Source organism: Pseudomonas sp. PA-1-3F (assembly GCF_021609665.1).
Taxonomy (GTDB): domain Bacteria; phylum Pseudomonadota; class Gammaproteobacteria; order Pseudomonadales; family Pseudomonadaceae; genus Aquipseudomonas; species Aquipseudomonas paracarnis.
The window spans coordinates 29,132-46,840 of record NZ_WJZD01000011.1 but is presented as its reverse complement, the minus strand read 5'-3'; the positions used below and the strand labels follow the sequence as shown (position 1 = coordinate 46,840).

The 17,709-nt window shown below is 60.7% G+C and carries 16 protein-coding genes; 3 read left to right on the top strand and 13 right to left on the bottom strand.

Annotated features, from left to right (window positions below):
- Nucleotides 1-31 precede the first annotated feature (31 nt).
- From GIV26_RS09715 to GIV26_RS09695, 5 genes are all read right to left on the bottom strand, one after another.
- Nucleotides 32-400, bottom strand: a complete 369-nt coding sequence (locus GIV26_RS09715; RefSeq protein ID WP_054896979.1) for a glyoxalase superfamily protein — start codon at nt 398-400, stop codon at nt 32-34.
- Nucleotides 401-476: 76 nt separating this feature from the next.
- The gene (locus GIV26_RS09710; protein WP_236280291.1) at nt 477-2,924 is read right to left on the bottom strand and encodes a dermonecrotic toxin domain-containing protein; all 2,448 of its coding nucleotides are present in this window, start codon (nt 2,922-2,924) and stop codon (nt 477-479) included.
- Between the two features lie 113 nt (nt 2,925-3,037).
- Complete coding sequence (locus GIV26_RS09705) at nt 3,038-4,516, bottom strand: N-acyl-D-amino-acid deacylase family protein (RefSeq protein WP_236280285.1); 1,479 nt, start codon at nt 4,514-4,516, stop codon at nt 3,038-3,040.
- Nucleotide 4,517: 1 nt separating this feature from the next.
- Nucleotides 4,518-5,378, bottom strand: a complete 861-nt coding sequence (locus GIV26_RS09700; RefSeq protein ID WP_236280283.1) for a MurR/RpiR family transcriptional regulator — start codon at nt 5,376-5,378, stop codon at nt 4,518-4,520.
- A gap of 20 nt (nt 5,379-5,398) precedes the next feature.
- Nucleotides 5,399-6,748: a GntT/GntP/DsdX family permease gene (locus GIV26_RS09695; protein ID WP_236280274.1), complete on the bottom strand. Its 1,350-nt coding sequence runs from the start codon at nt 6,746-6,748 to the stop codon at nt 5,399-5,401.
- Nucleotides 6,749-6,991: 243 nt separating this feature from the next.
- Between GIV26_RS09695 and GIV26_RS09690 the strand changes: the two genes are divergently transcribed.
- Nucleotides 6,992-7,366, top strand: a complete 375-nt coding sequence (locus GIV26_RS09690; RefSeq protein WP_054896984.1) for a lysozyme inhibitor LprI family protein — start codon at nt 6,992-6,994, stop codon at nt 7,364-7,366.
- Nucleotides 7,367-7,486: 120 nt separating this feature from the next.
- Here GIV26_RS09690 and GIV26_RS09685 read toward each other — a convergent pair whose 3' ends face one another.
- The 4 genes from GIV26_RS09685 to GIV26_RS09670 all read right to left on the bottom strand — a co-directional run bounded on the left by GIV26_RS09685 (nt 7,487) and on the right by GIV26_RS09670 (nt 11,830).
- Nucleotides 7,487-8,932: a SulP family inorganic anion transporter gene (locus GIV26_RS09685; protein WP_057975040.1), complete on the bottom strand. Its 1,446-nt coding sequence runs from the start codon at nt 8,930-8,932 to the stop codon at nt 7,487-7,489.
- Nucleotides 8,933-9,129: 197 nt separating this feature from the next.
- Nucleotides 9,130-10,023: an NAD-dependent epimerase/dehydratase family protein gene (locus GIV26_RS09680; protein ID WP_236280272.1), complete on the bottom strand. Its 894-nt coding sequence runs from the start codon at nt 10,021-10,023 to the stop codon at nt 9,130-9,132.
- Nucleotides 10,024-10,126: 103 nt separating this feature from the next.
- A complete protein-coding gene (locus GIV26_RS09675) occupies nt 10,127-11,023 on the bottom strand; it encodes a LysR family transcriptional regulator (RefSeq protein WP_197901466.1) in 897 nt (298 codons plus the stop codon).
- A gap of 42 nt (nt 11,024-11,065) precedes the next feature.
- Nucleotides 11,066-11,830 (bottom strand): sulfite exporter TauE/SafE family protein, encoded by a 765-nt coding sequence (locus GIV26_RS09670; RefSeq protein ID WP_236280270.1) that lies wholly within the window; start codon nt 11,828-11,830, stop codon nt 11,066-11,068.
- A gap of 185 nt (nt 11,831-12,015) precedes the next feature.
- Between GIV26_RS09670 and GIV26_RS09665 the strand changes: the two genes are divergently transcribed.
- Nucleotides 12,016-12,930 (top strand): LysR substrate-binding domain-containing protein, encoded by a 915-nt coding sequence (locus GIV26_RS09665; RefSeq protein ID WP_236280269.1) that lies wholly within the window; start codon nt 12,016-12,018, stop codon nt 12,928-12,930.
- Nucleotides 12,931-12,945: 15 nt separating this feature from the next.
- On the opposite strand, the gene GIV26_RS09660 is transcribed toward GIV26_RS09665, so the two are convergent.
- Together GIV26_RS09660 and kynU are read right to left on the bottom strand one after the other, a co-directional pair.
- Entirely contained in the window at nt 12,946-14,373 is a 1,428-nt protein-coding gene (locus GIV26_RS09660) for an amino acid permease (RefSeq protein WP_054921523.1), read from the bottom strand.
- 132 nt (nt 14,374-14,505) lie between these two features.
- Nucleotides 14,506-15,756, bottom strand: coding sequence for a kynureninase (gene kynU / locus GIV26_RS09655; RefSeq protein ID WP_236280267.1), 1,251 nt, complete (start codon nt 15,754-15,756; stop codon nt 14,506-14,508).
- A 144-nt stretch (nt 15,757-15,900) separates the two neighbouring features.
- Between kynU and GIV26_RS09650 the strand changes: the two genes are divergently transcribed.
- Nucleotides 15,901-16,374 carry an Lrp/AsnC family transcriptional regulator gene (locus tag GIV26_RS09650; RefSeq protein ID WP_003176072.1) on the top strand — a complete coding sequence of 158 codons (474 nt, stop codon included), beginning with the start codon at nt 15,901-15,903 and terminating at the stop codon, nt 16,372-16,374.
- A 72-nt stretch (nt 16,375-16,446) separates the two neighbouring features.
- Here the strand turns inward: GIV26_RS09650 and catA are convergent, their stop codons facing one another.
- Both catA and catC read right to left on the bottom strand, forming a co-directional pair.
- Entirely contained in the window at nt 16,447-17,376 is a 930-nt protein-coding gene (gene catA, locus GIV26_RS09645) for a catechol 1,2-dioxygenase (RefSeq protein ID WP_236280265.1), read from the bottom strand.
- Between the two features lie 39 nt (nt 17,377-17,415).
- Complete coding sequence (gene catC, locus GIV26_RS09640) at nt 17,416-17,706, bottom strand: muconolactone Delta-isomerase (protein WP_054921514.1); 291 nt, start codon at nt 17,704-17,706, stop codon at nt 17,416-17,418.
- Nucleotides 17,707-17,709 lie beyond the last annotated feature (3 nt).

Here is a 17,709-nt window from a genome sequence, read left to right as displayed (position 1 = left end):
GGCCTTACCTGCGAACAGCCCAATGGGAGAATCAGCCCTCGCTCTCCTCAACAAACACCAACCGATTCCCAAACGGGTCTCTGATGCTCATCTCCCGCGTCCCCCACGGCGTGTCTTCAACCCCAGGCTTGGCATACCGGTATTCCTTGCCCAGCAATTGCTGCTGATACGCATCGACCCCTTGGGCCTGGACCCGCACAGCCGCCCCTGGCGAAGCATCGCCATGATGCTCGGACAAGTGCAGCACACACTCCCCCAGCGACACTTGCACGTACAACGGAAAATTCGCCTCGAAGCGATGCTGCCAATCGACCTTGAACCCCAGGAAATCGACGTAGAACTCCAACGCCTTGGCCTCGTCGAAAATCCGCAGGATGGGGGTGACTTTTCCTAAGTGCATATAACTCTCCAAGTGCCGGTCGCTCGTTGCTGGCGAGCGACCACCCTAGCTCAGCAAGCGCTCAAAGTGAACACGCTCAATGATGGTGAATTTCCCTGATCCTTGCGCTCGACAGTTGATCATTGTCCACATGCACTTCATCGAACTCATAGGAACTTTCTTCAAACTGATTCAAGTGGCCCGACTTGCGCATCCGCTCGATGGTGCCAGGCGCCACACACTGGCGAGCCTCGACGAACTGCGGGTTTACCTCGATATTTTCGTTGAAAGAGACGACGGGAACACCGCGACTGTCGATTTCGTAAAGGTGGTACTTGCCGCCGAGTGCAGCATCACCAAAATGTATCGCCGCCGCCTTTGAGCGAGACGCCATCACGACATTGCCGTCCATCATTTTTGCAGGCCCGGAAAAGAAGTTTGAGTCCCGGAAACCATAATTTGCCGGATCACCGCGACGCTCTACGCGATCCGCCTTTTCGACGCGGTACAACTTGGGTATATCGGTACGTTCAATCATGCCTCGACTGTTGAAATACCCACCATCAGGCACCTGGACACCGGCCTTGAACGGATTGACCTTGAGCACGTTGCTATCGTCGTACGGCTCGTAATCCCCGGAGGACGTGGCATCGGAAACCACCGAAGACGGCGACTCCTCATTCTCCGACAGTTCGTTTTCCGAGTCCTCGAGTTTGGGCTTCTTCGCCGTAGACGGGCCCTCCTCGACGATCTCATAACGGGGCTGCACTGAGGGACGCTTGGCCCCCCCTTGCAGGTAAATCTCCATGGATGGGTCCCACGCAGGATTCAACCCGTTTGCTGGTTTTTCGGGTAGCCGCGCAGGTTCGGTCGGACTCATCAGCACACCGATCTGCCCGTTCACGCGGCGATAGTTGAAAAACGGTTTTTGCGCCGTCGCCGGTTGAGCGCCGGACTCGACAGAAGGGTCGGCCGTGGAAGGACCGGCTTTGCCGAGGGCGTGAAAAAAAGCCATCGTCGCGACGTCCATCACCGCCGAATGCAGCCCATTCTTGCGCTCGGCCTGAGTGTCACCCTCCACGGCCTGGTCGATTTCCATTCCTACCTGTGCAGTGTAAGAGACGGCGCCAAGCGCCAGACCAATAGGCCCGAGCAAGGCCATGGGGATGGAGAATATCGCGTTGCCGGCTTGCAACAGAGCCAGTGCGTCGTCCTTGCGCACTTCGGCGTTGGATTTCATTTCGGTGTCTGCATCATTGTCGATGCGTTGGCGTGTCTGGCTGGCCATGAAGGAAAACACGTCCCCGCCGATTGGATAATTCAAAGTATCGATAACACTGTCATTCGCTGCCTGGGTGCCTGCACCCAGCCTGGCCAGGGTGACGTCCACGCCGTTGGCACTCAGGGCGCCAAACACGCCCTGCTGACGATCACGCAGCGAGAAATGTTCCTCCAGCACCTTGGCTTTGGCGGGGTCCTTGCTTTGTTCGAGCACCCACTGGTCCACGGCGGCTCGGTCCTTGAAAGTCTGGATCGCGGGTTTTGCGCCGGGGACATAGAGGGTTTCGGTACCACTCTTGGAGATGAAGCGCAGGATGTCATTGGACTTATAACCATTGATATCGAAGCAAAACACCCTGGTGTCCGGACCCGGCGTCGTCTGCGCCTGTAACTGGGCCTTGGACATCGGCCCCTCGAGCGGTACACCTGACGCCGCCGCTTTCATCACCTCGGCATAAGCCTGCGGGCTCAGGCCCTGGCTGGAGTCTTGTTGGTTGAGGGCGCGCGCGGCCCGGGCCTCCATCACGAACTGTTGCTTGGCCAGCATCCGCCACTCGTCGCCGTGCTGCATCCAAAAATTGTCCAGCCTGGTCATCACCTTTTTCTGCAGGTCCCCCTCACGTACCAGGTTCAACAACTCGCTGGGCTTCATGCGCAGTTGGTTGCCGGCGTCGTAGGTGCCCTTTCCCGGCCCATCCAGGTACAGGCCATAGGCGGCGTCCAGATCACGCCAGGTCTCCACGGCGTTGGGCACGTCATCGTGAATTTTCGAGTAGAGGTATCCCGGCCACGTCCGGTCGAAAATGAACTTGCCCAGCCGGCTGAAAAAATCCGGCACACTTTCGCTGTCCAGCAACGAAAACGGGCTGGTATTCGAAGACACGAAATGCGCCAGCGCCTGAGCCTTGCCGGCCGTGCCGTAGCGTTCCGCCGAGAAAAAATCACTGGCCACGGCATCGGTCAGCGTCATGGACGACTCGGGAACTCCGCGATGTTCCCACCCGGTCACGGCGCTGCCAGTGTGGATACTGTTGGCAGGAGAAAACTGATGCAGGTATACCTTGTCGGGGTCGATCCATTGATTGGTCAGGTTCCAGACTTTTTCCTGGATCCAGCCTTTGATCGTGTCACGCGGAAAAGGGAACGCCGACATCGCATCGACGCCCTCATTCACCGCGGCGTCAGGCGACGTGACGGTAGATGAAATGACGGCGTTGCCGGCCCGGTTAGCGAGTTGGCTGGGGCTTACAGGCTGAGTGTTCATACAGGCTCTCCGTAATAAGACCTGCACATGCTAGAGAGCCGTCCTTTGCAATCAATTAGCTTTTTGTAAGCGCTGATTGGCCATATTCAGACACGCTATCGGGCCGAGCACTGTCAGATCGCATCCCGCGCACCAAGCTGAAAACCTCGGCGCAAATCACCGCTGCGCGCCAGAAAACGACCCGCACGCCGTGTATTCGCCTGCCCTCCGCTGTAGCTCAAGACGCCGTTTACCCACACTCGCTCAATCCCTTCGGCCGCACGCTGAGGCGTCTTGAAATCCGCCATGTCACGCACCCGCGCAGGGTCGAAGAGCACCAGGTCAGCCCAGTGCCCCTCGCGAATTTCTCCTCTTTGGGCCAAGCCGAAACGCGCCGCCGACAGCCCGGTCATTTTGTGTATCGCCGTGTACAACGGGAACAATCCGACATCCCGGCTGAAATGCCCTAGCACCCGTGGGAAAGCGCCCCACAAGCGCGGATGAGGAAACGGATCTTCAGGCAACCCATCCGACCCCACCATCGACAATGGGTGCGCAAGAATGCGCCGTACATCCGCCTCATCCATGCCGTAGTACACCGCCCCCGCAGGTTGCAAACGGCGGGCGGCATCCATCAGCGAAACGCCCCACTGGGCGGCAATCTCCTGCAAATCACGCCCGCCCATTTGCGGGTGCGGCGTGGACCAAGTGATGGTGATGCGAAACGCGTCAGTCACCTGCTTGAGGTCCAGGGTCGAGGAGCTGGCGGCATAGGGGTAGCAATCACAACCCACCGGATGATCTTTTGCCGCTGCTTCCAGGGCCGCCAACAGCTGCGGGCTGCGCCCCCAGTTACCGGCACCGGCGCATTTAAGGTGGGAAATGATCACCGGCACCCTGGCGTGTCGACCGATCAGAAACGCCTCATCCATTGCTTCCAGCACTGGTTCGAACTCACTGCGCAAATGCGTGGTGTACACCGCGCCGTAGGCCGTCAGCTCCTCAACGAGCTGCAGCACTTCATCGGTCTTGGCGTTGAAGGCGCTGGCGTAGGCCAGGCCTGTGGATAACCCCAGGGCACCGGCCTCCAGGCTCTCTTGCAACTGCACGCGCATGGCCGCGATTTCATACGGTGTGGCGGTGCGATGCAGGTCGTCCATATGGTTGCTGCGCAGCGCCGTGTGACCGATCAATGCCGCGACGTTCACTGCCGGATGGGCGCCCTGCACCGCGTTGCGATAATCGCTGAACCGCGGATAACAGAACTGCTCACGGTTGCCCAATAAGTTCATCGGGTCCGGCGGGTCGCTGCGCAAACTGACCGGCGAAGCGCTGATACCACAGTTGCCGACAATCACCGTGGTCACGCCCTGGCTGAGCTTGGGCAGCATCTGCGGCTGGCGAATCACTACCGTGTCGTCGTGGGTGTGCACGTCGATAAAACCCGGTGCCAATACCCGGCCATGGCCGTCGATGATCTGCTCGGCCTGGGCTGTGGACAAGTCGCCAATCGTACGGATGCGCCCTGCCTGCACGCCCACATCGGCGACATACCCTGGGGTGTTACTGCCATCGATGATCAGCGCCTGGCGAATCAGCGTGTCGTACTTCATATCAATCTCCAAGCGGCAGGCTACCAGGGCCGCCGCGGTAATCGTCCAGCGCCAGTTTGATCCGGCGCAGGCGTTCCTGGTTGTCGTCCGGCAGGGCCAGCGCCAACTCGGTGGCGAGCAGGTCGATAGCCAGCAGCATGCCGTAGCGGGCCGCAGTGGGCTTGTAGATAAAACTGGTTTCCGCCGATTGCAGCGGCAGCACGACATCCGCCAACTGCGCCAGCGGCGAATCGGCAAGGGTGATGGCAATGATCCGCGCGTCGTAGTTGCGCGCCAGCGTCACTACCTCCAGTAACTCCGGGGTCAGGCCCGTGAGTGAGCAGGCGATCACGGCATGTTCGGGCCCCAGGGTCGCCGCCGTGACACGCATCATCACAGGGTCGTGACTGGCGGCAATCGGATAGCCCAGACGCACCAGGCGCACCTGCAACTCATCGCTGCACAGGCTCGACGGCCCGCCCATGCCGAACGCATGGATCATCCGCGCCTTGCCCAGCAGGGTGACCGCATCGCCAAAGCTGCGCTGATTGAAGCCCGAAAGGTGCTGACGCAACGTCGCCTCGATATCCCCCAGAATCTGCCGATGAAACGCTGACTGTTCTGGCTTGCCCGCCGGGTCCAGGAAGCGGCTGCCCACGCCGCTGGCTTGGGCCAACTGCAGGCGCAAATCGCGCAAGTCACGGCAGCCCACGCTGCGGGCGAAGCGTGACAAGGTGGCGGTACTCACCTCAGCCCGTTGCGACAGTTCCTCCAGGCTGGCGGACGCGGCAAAGCCCACATCCTCAAGCATCAGCTTGGCAATACGCCCTTCGCCGGCACTGAAAGCGTCCTGGCGGGCGCGGATCTGATAGAGGATGTCCATGGGGGCTCCGGGTTACAGGCTCATAACACAAGGGACAGACCGTAGGTCAGGCCGAAGGCGACCAGCGAAATCAGGGTCTCGAGTACGGTCCAGGTCTTGAAGGTCTGGATGACCGTCATATTGAAGTATTCCTTGATCAGCCAGAAGCCGCCGTCGTTCACGTGGGAAAAGATCACCGAGCCCGCACCAGTCGCCAGCACCAACAATTCAGGGTGTGGATAACCCAGGCCCAAGGCGACCGGCGCGACCACCCCGGACGCGGTGGTCATGGCAACCGTGGCCGAGCCCGTGGCGATACGCATCAACGCCGCGAACAGCCAGCCCATTACCAGCGGCGACAAGTGAAACGCATGGGCCAGGCCGAGGATTTCATTGGTCACGCCGGCGTCCACCAGGATGCGATTCAAACCACCGCCCGCGCCCACCAGCAAGGTAATGCTGGCGGTCGGCGCCAGGCATTCGTTGGTGAATTTGAGTATCGACTCCCGGTTAAAGCCCTGGGCCAGGCCCAAGGTCCAGAAACTCACCAGGGTCGCCACCAACAGGGCGATCACCGAGTTGCCGATAAACAACAGGAACTGGTTGAAACCGCTGCCCGGCGTAGAGATCACGTTGGCCCAGCCGCCGATCATCATCAACACCACCGGCAACAGGATGGTGCCCATGGTCAGCGCAAAGCTGGGCAGGCGTGTACGCGGTTCACGCTCGATGAACTGACGCTCCAGCGGGTTCTCCGCCGGCAACTGAATGTGCGGCACGATGAACTTGGCGTAGACGGGCCCGGCAATGATCGCCGTGGGGATGCCAATCAGGATCGCATACAGCACCGTCTGCCCGACCGAGGCGTTATAGGCCAGCACCGCCATCATCGCCGCCGGGTGCGGCGGCACCAACGCATGCACCACCGACAGGCCGGCGACCATCGGCAGCCCGACCATCAGGATCGACACGCCCACGCGTCGCGCCACGGTAAAGGCAATCGGCACCAGCAGTACAAAGCCGACCTCGAAAAACAGCGGCAGCCCCACCAGGAACGCGATACACACCATCGCCCAGTGGGCATTGCGCTCACCGAAGCGGTTGATCAGCGTGCGCGCCACCTGTTCGGCGCCGCCCGACTCGGCCATCATCTTGCCGAGCATGGTGCCCAGCGCCACCACCAGGGCGATATGCCCCAGGGTCTTGCCGACACCCGCCTCGTACGAGCCCATGATGGTGTCCGCCGGCATCCCGGCCATCAGCGCCAGGCCGATGGACACCAGGGTAATCACGATAAAGGGGTTGAGTCGGTAGCGTGCGATCAGCACGATCAATGCAATGATGGCGATGGCAGCGTATGCCAACAGCCCGAAGCCCGGTGATGCGGCCATGCGGTACTCCTCGGAAAGGGTCACGTCGAATTGGTTGTGAAACTCATAAATCATTCCCGAGGAGCATTTTCAATTTTCATGAAAGTAATTTTCGCCCACGGATAAGCGCTGTCGCTTGGGGATATGCCCGACATGGGTGGATGAAAATTCGGGGGGTGTTCTTACATGAAGATCAGAGAAGGCGGAAACTCAGTCGCTGCCCTTGAGTCATAGAATGCGCATCCATTGCCCAGGAACCCGCTCATGATTCGCACCACAATTGCCGCCAGCGTCCTGCTCTTGTGCAGCAGCGCTTATGCCGCCGACAACCCTGCCTTGAAAAAATGCATGGACAGCGCCAATACCACCGCCGACATGGTCAATTGCAACGCCAGGCAAACCAAGGTGCAGGACGACCGCCTGAACCGCGCCTACAAAACCGCCCTCGCCGCCCAGGAAGGGCCGCGCAAACAGCAACTGCAAGACGTGCAGCGCCTGTGGATCAAATACCGCGACGCCAACTGCGCCTTCGCAGGCAGCGCCACCGGCGGCACGATTGATCAGGTAAACGGCTCAGGCTGCGTGCTGGACATGACCCAGACCCGCGCCCAGGAACTCGAAGACCTGGTCGGCCCGTAACTGCTACAGCTCCCCCCTGTGGCGAGGGAGCTTGCTCCCGCTGGGCTGCGCAGCGGCCCCAAAATCTTGGGAGCGCTTCGCACTCCAGCGGGAGCAAGCTCCCTCGCCACAGGGGCTCAATCAGTCGTGATGAACCTTGGCGCGCTTGAGCAGTTTTTTGCAGCGCTCGGATAAATGCAGCACCCGCAGGTGCTTGCCAGCCTTGGTGTAGCGCTCGCGCAGGGTCATCAGGGCGGCAATCGCCGAATAGTCGACAAAGCTCAGGTGACGGCAATCCAGTGTGACCTGGGCCGGGTCGTTGGCCGGGTCGAACTGATTCAAAAACGGCGTGGTCGAGGCGAAGAACAACGTACCATGCAGCCGATAGAGCTTGCTGCCATCGGCCTCCAGGTGTTCATCGGCGTACAGTTCCCGCGCCTGCTGCCAGGCGAAGTTCAGCGCGGCGATGACGATACCGCACAGTACGGCGGTGGCCAGATCGGTGAACACCGTAATGATCGTCACCGCCATGATCACCAGCACATCATTGAGCGGCACCTTGTTGATCACCCGCAACGACGCCCAGGCGAAGGTCTGTTGCGACACCACGAACATCACGCCCACCAACGCCGCCAGCGGGATCCGCTCGATCAGTGGCGACAGAAACAGAATGAACAATAGAATCATCACCCCAGCAAACACCCCGGAGAAGCGCCCACGCCCGCCGGAGCTGAGGTTGATCACGGTTTGCCCGATCATCGCGCACCCCCCCATGCCGCCAAACAGGCCCGAGACCATATTCGCCGCGCCCAGGGCCACGCTTTCGCGGTCAGGATAACCACGGGTCTCGGTGATTTCGTCGGTGAGGTTGAGGGTCAGCAAGGTTTCCAACAGGCCAACCATCGCCATCAAAAACGCGTAGGGCGCAATGATACCGAGGGTTTCCAGGATCCAGGGGATCTGCGGCAGGGCGAAAGTCGGCAAGCCACCGGCGATGTGCGCCATATCGCCCAAGGTGCGGGTCGGCAGGCCAAGCAGGTACACCGCCAGGCCCACACCGAGAATCGCCACCAGCGCGGGCGGTACAGCACGGGTCAGACGAGGCAACAGATACACAATGGCCATGGTTGCCGCCACCAACCCGGCCATCACGTACAACGGCGTGCCGCTGAGCCAGGTTTCACCGCTCTTGAAATGCTCCAGTTGCGCCAGCGCAATGATGATCGCCAGGCCGTTGACGAAGCCGAGCATCACCGAATGCGGCACCATGCGCACCAGCTTGCCCAGGCGCAGCAGGCCGAAAGCGACCATGATCAACCCGCCCAGCAGTACCGTCGCCAGCAAATACTCCACGCCGTGTTGCACCACCAGCGCGACGATCACCACCGCCATCGAACCGGCGGCGCCCGAGACCATGCCCGGGCGGCCGCCGAACAACGCGGTGAGGGTGCAAATGATGAAAGCACCGTAGAGGCCCATCAGCGGGTTGAGATGAGCCACCAGCGCAAAGGCGATGCATTCGGGCAGCAAGGCGAAAGACGTGGTGAGGCCGGCCAGGGCGTCGGCGCGCAGACGGGTGAGGTTCATGGAGTACCAGGGAATTGCGGGGGATAAGGCGGGGAATGGTACGGAATTGCGGCGGGTGGGGCTAGTGAAGTGTCAGGTCCGATATACCGAGTCGCCCCTTTCGCGAACAAGCCCGCTCCCACATTTGGATCTGTGAATAGATTCAAATGTGGGAGCGGGCTTGCTCGCGAAGGCCGCACCGCGGTGCTAAGCGAACATCACACCATCTCGTTGCGAATCCACTCCACCACCGAAGTACGCTTGGGCACCCAACCCAACAGCTCACGAGCGTGCTTGCCGCGCACTCGGCTATTGGAGCCCAAGCCATAGTTGGCCATTTCATACCCCCACTCGGCCTCAGCCTCGGCCAATGACCAATCCTGTGGTTTACCCAGGTTCAGCGCTTGGGCAATCGCCGTGGTCATGTCGATGAATGCTGCTTCGCTGCTTTCCACAAAGTAGAAAGTACCCGGGACGTTTTTGGTCAGCGCCAGCAGATACAGGGCGACCACATCTTCAATATGCACGTTGGACCAGATGTTCTGCCCGCTGCCCACATGGCGCACTACCCCGCTTTTGCGCGCCTGCTTGAGCAAGCGCGGCAATTGCACGCTGTCACGCTTCACGCCCAGGCTGTGGCCGTAGATCAGGGTGTTGCAGATCACCGCCGAATTCACACCGTCATTGGCCGCCGCAAGGATAAGGTTGTCGATCGCCACGCGTGCGGCCTTGTCGACGGTCGGCTCTGGCAGGTTGTCTTCAAAGTAGATGACTTCACTGGCCTTGCCGCCCGACGCATCGCCGACGATGCTCGAACCGCTGGTGTGCAGGAACGGCTTGTTTGAGCCTTTCAAGGCAGCCAGCAAGGTTTCTACGGCACCGCGATGGTCGCTGCTGGCGGCGTTGATCACCGCATCGGCCTTCTGCGCCTGCGCCGTCAACACGGCTGCGTCGTCGAGGGTGCCGATCACCGGCGTGATGCCCAGCGCGGTCAGTTCAGCGGCTTGTTCGGCGCTGCGCACCAGGCCGGTGACGTGATGGCCGGCGTTGACCAGGCCGGTGGCGATCGAACCGCCGATAAACCCTGCTGCACCGGTAACGAATACATTCATGGAGGTTGCTCCTGACTGGGTAAGTGATGCGCCCAGTATCCAGCCCCCACGGCTGCCGAATAAGCCCGTGCGGCCCAATTCACTCTTGCGCTCAGATCACGAATCAGCGCGCATACCGCGCCAGCTTGGCCTGAATAAAGTCCAGGAAGCACTGGATGCGTAGTGCCAATTGCGAGTTGCGATAGAACACCGCGTGGATCGGCTGGCGATAACCGCTGTTGAACGCCTCCAACATGGGCACCAGGCGGCCGGCGTCGATGTCAGCGACGGTCATGAAATTCGACAGGCAACAAATGCCCTGCCCCTGCAGCGCTAACTGGCGCACGGTTTCGCCACTGGAGGCGCTGACGCTGGGCTGAATCAGCCAGCGGTCACCTTCGCCGTGACGCAGCGGCCAGTGGTTGAGAGTCTCGGTGTGGGTGAAGCCCAGCAAGGTGTGATCAGCCAACTCGGCAACGGTCGTCGGCGTGCCGTATTGCTTGAGGTAGCCGGGGCTGGCCAGGACATGCAGCGGCGTGCTGCCCAGGAAACGCGCATGCAGGGTCGAGTCGGCAAGGGCGCCGATGCGAATGGCGATGTCGGTGCTTTGCTCTAGCAGGTCGATGATCAAATCATCGCTGTTGAGCTCCAACTGGATATCCGGGTAAAGGCTGCGAAATTCGGCGATATACGGCACGACCCCATGCAGCATGAACGGCACGGCGGCATTGATACGCAGGCGGCCGGCCGGTTTTTTCTGGCGCGATGACAGGCGCTCTTCCAGCTCATCCATCTGCGCAAGGATCAGCTTGGCCTGCTCGAAGAAGTACTTGCCCTCTTCGGTCAGGTCCATGCGCCGCGTGGTGCGGTTGATCAAGGTGGTGTCGAGCTTGGCTTCCAGGCGCGACAAGGTGCGGCTGACTGCCGATGGCGTTTGCCCGACCTTTTCGGCGGCGGCCGAAATCGAGCCGCATTCAATCACGCTGACGAAGATCTGTAGCTCATCGGAACGGGCTTTCACGGGCGGTCCTTCATTTATCGGCTGACACGTGCCCGCTCATTATTAACCAGCCAGCAACAAATGGCCTCCCAGCAACGCCATGCCGGTGAAAAATCCACGTTTGAACCACAGCGCACTAATGCGTCGGCGCACCACCTGACCCAGCCACATCCCTAGCAATGCCGGCACCAACGCCAGCAATGACGCGCCCATTTCACCGCCGCCCAGTGCCCCGCGCCAGGCCAGCCCGGCGGCAAGTGCCAACGTCGACACGGTGAACGACAGCCCCAGCGCCTGCACCAACTGGTCACGGCTCAAGCCCAGCGCTTGCAGGTACGGCACCGCCGGGATCACGAAGACACCGGTGGCCGAGGTAATGATGCCGGTGATCACCCCGCACAAGGGGCCCAGCCAGCGCTCGGTTCGAGGCGCAACCTTGAAGGTTGGCCGGAATAACCCGCTGAGCGCATACACCAGTAAAGCCGCGCCCAGGGCACGCACCACCCAAGGTCCGCTACCCATGCCCAGCCACAAGGTGCCCAGCCCGGTGCCGAGGAAGATCAGCAACAGCATCGGCCACAGGCGTTTGAGCAAGGCACCCAAGTGCCCGCCAAAGGACAGTTGCCACAGGTTGGTCACCGTCGAAGGAATGATCAGCAATACCGCAGCCTGCGCCGGCAGCATAGCCAGGCCAAGCATGCCCATGGCTACAGTGGGCAAGCCCAGGCCGATGACGCCCTTCACCGTACCGGCCAGCAGGAAGGTAGTAATGACCAGCGCCGTCAGGGCGGGGCCGAGGTTTTGGTAGAACGCGAGGAAGGTATTCATGCACCGATTGTGCAGGGCTGGAGAGTGGCTGAAAATTCGCCATATACTGAGGTAGCCTCTTGTTTTGCGTGAGGCTGATGACGCTATCGCAGGCAAGCCAGCTCCCACATTTGGAATTGTGAATACATTCAAGGGTGGGAGCTGGCTTGCCTGCGATGAGGCCCTTCCAGTCACCGGGAAACTTCATGCACTTTGACCTCATCGACCTGCGCCTCTACCTGCACATCCTGGACACCGGCAATATCACCGCCGGCGCGGCCCGCAGCCACCTGTCCCTGGCTGCCGCCAGCGCACGCATCCGAGCCATGGAGTCTTCACTGGGCATCGCGTTTCTCGAGCGCGGCCGCCGTGGCGTAACCCCAACACCCGCGGGCAAAGCCCTGGCCCGGCATGCTCGCCTGCTGTTGCAGCAGGCCGACCATCTGCAGCAAGACCTGGCCGAATACGCCAATGGCGTCAAAGGCCAGGTACGCCTGCTGTGCAATACCACCGCCCTCAGCGAGTACCTGCCTGAACTGCTCGCGCAGTTTTTGCGCGAGCACCCCAACCTCGATATCGACCTGCAAGAGTTGCCCAGCCTGCGCATCACCCACGCCTTGCGCCAGGGCACCGCCGAGCTGGGGATTATTTCCGATGCGGTAGACACCCACGGCTTGCAGACCCTGGCGTTTCGCGACGACCCGCTGGTGCTGATCATGCCCCTGGACCACCCGTTGACCAGCGCGAGTTTTATCGAGAGCTTGCAATACGACTACGTGGGCCTGGGGGCCAATAGCGCGTTGGCGGTTTACCTGGAAGAACAGGCACTGCACGCTGGCTTTCGCTTGCAGACGCGCATTCGCGCCGACGGTTTTGATGGGGTGATTCGCATGGTCTCCGGCGGCGCGGGCCTGGGCATCGTGCCTCAGGCCGCCTTGGACCGTTGGCCACCTGCACGGCGCTTCAAAGCCCACCCCCTGCAAGAAGAATGGGCCTGCCGCAAACTGTTGTTATGCGCACGCTCGTTCGAGCAACTGCCCGGTTACGTCAGCACATTACTCGCTGCGCTCACCGCCCCCCCTTGTAGGAGCGAGCTCGCTCGCGAAGATCGCCAACGATAACGCGAGCTATCAGGTTTAACGCGGCGCTCTCGGGTTCTTCGCGAGCAAGCTCGCTCCTACAGATGATGCGCGTTTGTGGAAGAAGGTGTAGTAAACCGCCGACAAGATCAGCAGGAACGGCACGCCAAACACCAACGTCATCTTGAACGCTTCGGTGAAATAGGTGGTGATCATCACCGCCCCCATCAGCACCAACCCCAGCAACGTGCTGTAGGGAAACAGGCGCAACTGGAACGACAACTTCGCCCCGCCATGACGCTTGCGATAGCGGCGGAAAAACAGGTGAGTGAGGAAGATCATGAACCAGGTGAAGATTGCACCAAACATCGAGATCGCCATCATCAGGGTGAACGAACTTTCCGGGTACACCACGTTGAGCAACGTCGCCAGGGCAATGCCCGAACTGGACAGCAGCAATGCGTTGAGCGGGATGCCGTTCTTGCTCAGCGCGCCCATGGACTTGGGCGCAAAACCAGCGCGCGACAGGCTGAACATCATGCGCGTGGTGATGTAGAGCTGACTGTTCATGGCCGACAGCGCCGCGATCAGGATCACGAAATTCATCACCCCGGTGGCACCAGGAATGCCGATGGTCTGCATCACTGTGACAAACGGGCTCTGGGCCTGGCCGGCCTGGTTCCACGGTACGATGGCGAGCATCAGCGCCAGGGTCAGCAGATAGAACACCACCAGCCGCACGATGGTAGCGCGGAAGGCTTTCTTCACTGCCTGCTCCGGGTCGGCGGCTTCACCGGCGGCCACGGCGATCATCTCGACACTGAGGTAGCTGAAGATCGACACGATCACCGCGATCCACATGCCACTCAAGCCATGGGGGAAAAAGCCGTCGTGGGCCGTGTAGTTCTGCACCCCGTAGTCAGGGTTACCGGAGCCGAACACCACATACACCGCCAGGATGATGAAACCGACAATGGCGCTGATCTTGATCGTCGAGAACCAGTATTCGAAGTTGCCGAAGGTCTTCACGCTGATCGCATTGAGCAGGATCAGCACACTGGAAAACGACACGATCCACACCCACTCCGGCACGTTGGCGAACCAGTACTTCATGTACATAGCCACCGCCGTGACCTCGGCCCCCACCGCCAGCACAATCGCCGCCCAGTAGGCATAGCGCACCAGGAACCCGGCCAACGGGCTGATGTAGAACTCGGCGTAAGCGCCAAAGGAGCCGGAGGTGGAATGGGCCACCGTCATCTCCGCCAGGCAGCCCATCAGCAGCAAGGTGATCAACGCGCCGATGGCGTAGCTCACCAGCACGCTCGGCCCGGCATAACCGATGGCGTAGGCGCTGCCCATGAACAGCCCGGTGCCGATGGCGCCACCGATGGCGATCATGCTCATCTGGCCGGAAGTGAGCTGGCGCCTCAGGCCCAGTTCACGGTGGGTAATTTCTGCAAAGCCGTTGTCTGGCGTGGTCACTGGTGTGCCCCTTTATTATTGTGATAGTGGCTGACGCTGAACCTGTGGGAGCTGGCTTGCCTGCGATAACGGTAGTGAATGCACCGACGCTATCGCAGGCAAGCCAGCTCCCACATTTGATCTGTGTTGCCCTTAAGTAACGCTGTTGCGCACTTTGAATTGCGCTTGGTCCCACGTAGCGTTATCGAGAATTTCACCGAGAATTTCCACGGCGTCCCACACTTCGGTAAAGCTGGTGTACAACGGCGTGAAACCAAAACGCATGATCCGCGGCTCACGGTAATCGCCGATCACGCCTCGGGCGATCAAGGCCTGGATCACCGCGTAACCTTCGGGGTGTTCAAAGCTGACGTGGCTGCCGCGCCGGGTGTGTTCACGCGGGGTGATCAGCTCCAGGCCGTGGGCGGCGCAACGACTTTCGACCAACGCAATGAACAGGTCAGTCAAGGCCAGGGACTTAGTCCGCAGGCGCACCATGTCGGTCTGGGCAAAAATCTCCAGGCCACATTCCACCATGGCCAACGAGGTAATCGGCTGCGTACCACAGAGGTAGCGGGCAATGCCGGCGCTGGGGGCGTAGGTGGACTCCATGGCGAACTGCCGGGTATGCCCGAACCAACCCGATAACGGCTGGCGCACCACATCCACCAACGCCGGGTTGACCCACACAAACGCCTGGGAGCCCGGTCCGCCGTTGAGGTATTTGTAGGTGCAGCCAATCGCATAATCCGCATTGGCCTGATGCAGGTCGACAGGCACCGCGCCCGCCGAATGCGCCAGGTCCCAGATGCTCAGCGCGCCGCACTCGTGGCTCAGCGCGGTCAGGGCCGCCATGTCGTACATATAGCCGGTCTTGTAGTTGACGTGGGTGAGCATCACCACCGCCACGTCCGCATCAATGGCCTGGGGCAGTTCGGCCGGGCTGTTCACCAGGCGCAGGGAATAGCCTTGTTGCAGCAATTCGGCCAAGCCTTCGGCGATGTACAAGTCGGTGGGAAAGTTGCTCGCTTCGCTGACGATGACCTTGCGCGCAGGTGTACGTTGGCGCTGCACACTCAAGGCGGCGCTGAGCACTTTGAACAGGTTGATCGAGGTGGTATCGGTGATCACCACCTCGCCCTCACGCGCACCAATCAATGGCGCCAGGCGATTGCCCAGGCGCAGGGACAAATCCGCCCAGCCGGCGCTGTTCCAGCTACGAATCAAGCCATTGCCCCACTCCTCGGCGATCACCTGTTGTGCTCGTTCCAGCGCCGCCACCGGGCGAGCGCCGAGGGAGTTGCCATCGAGGTAGATCACGCTTTCGGGCAAGGCGAATTGGGCACGCAGGCGGGCCAACGGGTCCTGGGCGTCGAGGGCTTGGCAATGGCTTCGAGTGGTCATGGGTCGTCCTGGTTTTTATAAGTGAGGATGGACCAAATAATGAACGAACTTTTAGAGAATTTTCGTGCAAAGTGGTGGGCAAACGTCTATTTAAGCTGTAGAAAATTCGAATTTAACCTCCAAACACGCGGATATCTTCCAAGCATGATTCTCGACGCCACCGACCTGCGCCTCCTGCATTTCCTGCAACAGGACGGCCGCATCAGCAACCAGGAACTGGCGGAAAAAGTCGCGTTGTCGCCGTCCGCATGCCTGCGCCGTTTGCGCCTGCTGGAGAGCGAGGGAATCATCAGCGGTTACCGCGCGGTGCTGAACGCCGAGCAGCTAGGAATCGAGCTGGAAGCCATCGTGCACCTGTCGCTGCGCCAGGATGTGGAGGACTGGCATGAGACGTTCATCAAGAAGGTGCAAGGCTGGCCGGAGGTGGCGAGCGCCTATGTGATCACCGGCGCCAGCAACTATGTGCTGCGGGTGCAGGCGCGCAACCTCAAGCACTTTTCGGACTTTATCGTGAACCACCTGAACCGCACGGCGGGGGTGATGGATATCCGCTCGGAGATAGTGCTGCAGAAGATCAAAGACCGGGATGAGGTGTTGGACCTGGTCGTGCGCAAATAACTAGATCACCAAAAAACCAATGTGGGAGCTCCCTAGCCACTGCAAGCCAGCTCCCACAGTTGACCGAGTTGATCAGTCTTCCAGAGCACGGACTCGTTGCATGCGCTGCTGCTCTATTGGCGCATCCGCCACCTGCAACTCAAAGTCAAAATCAATCTGCGCAAACCGCCCTTGCACGCCAAATTCGCGCGCCAGTTGCGGATCGTCGCTGAAGCGAATCTCGGCAATCAGTTCATCCCGGGTGGCATAGGCAAAGTCATCATGCAGATACGGGTCATCCGACAGGTTGATCTGCGTGGTCAGATGCCGGTGCCCAGGTGCCGAGATGAAGAAGTGAATATGCGCCGGCCGTTGCCCGTGGCGCCCCAGTTGGTCGAGCAACTGTTGCGTCGGCCCGCTCGGTGGGCAGCCGTAGCCTGAAGGTACGATGCTGCGAAAACGGTAGTTGCCCTGGGCGTCGGTCTCGATGCGCCGACGCAGGTTGAATTCCGATTGCGCCGGGTCGAACCACGAATAGGTCCCGCTCGTGTTGGCCTGCCACACATCGACAATCGCCCCTGCCAACGGCTTGCCCTCGGTATCGCGTACTTGCCCGCGCATGAACAACGGCACCGCGTCGTCCTTGCCGTCATCCAGCCGTGCCTCGTACTTGGACAGCGGCGCACCGGCCACGTACAACGGGCCTTCGATGGTGCGCGGCGTGCCGCCAGACTTGCCGGCCTCCTCGTCGGCGGCATCCATCAACAGGTCCAGGTAATGCTCCAGGCCCAAGCCGGCGGCAAGCAGGCCGGCCTCCTGGTTTTTGCCCAGTTCATTGAGGTAGTTGACCGCCTTCCAGAATTCTTCCGGGGTCACTTCCAGGTCTTCGATGATGTTCACGGTGTCACGCAGGATCCGATAGATCAGCGCCTTGGTGCGCGGGTTGCCCGCGTCATTGAGATTACCGCTGGCTTCTTCGAGAAACTGTTGGGCGTGGGCAGTCTGGGACAGGCGGATGGACATGGTGCATTCCTCATCTTGTAGTTATAGGTGGAAGCCGGCTCAGCGGTCGTCCGCATGGATCGACGACGGATGGCGGCACAGCGCGTTCACTTCGATGGCCATGTAGGGGAACAACGGCAGTTGCATCAGCAGGTCGTGCAGCTCCTGCACGCTGTCGACATCGAACACGCTGTAGTTGGCGTAATGCCCGGCGATGCGCCACAGGTGGCGCCATTTGCCCTCCTCTTGCAGGCGCTGAGCCAAGGCTTTCTCCTCGGCCTTGAGGCTGGCGGCACGCTCGGGGTGCATGTCGAGGGGCAGGTTCACGGTCATTTTTACGTGGAACAACATGGC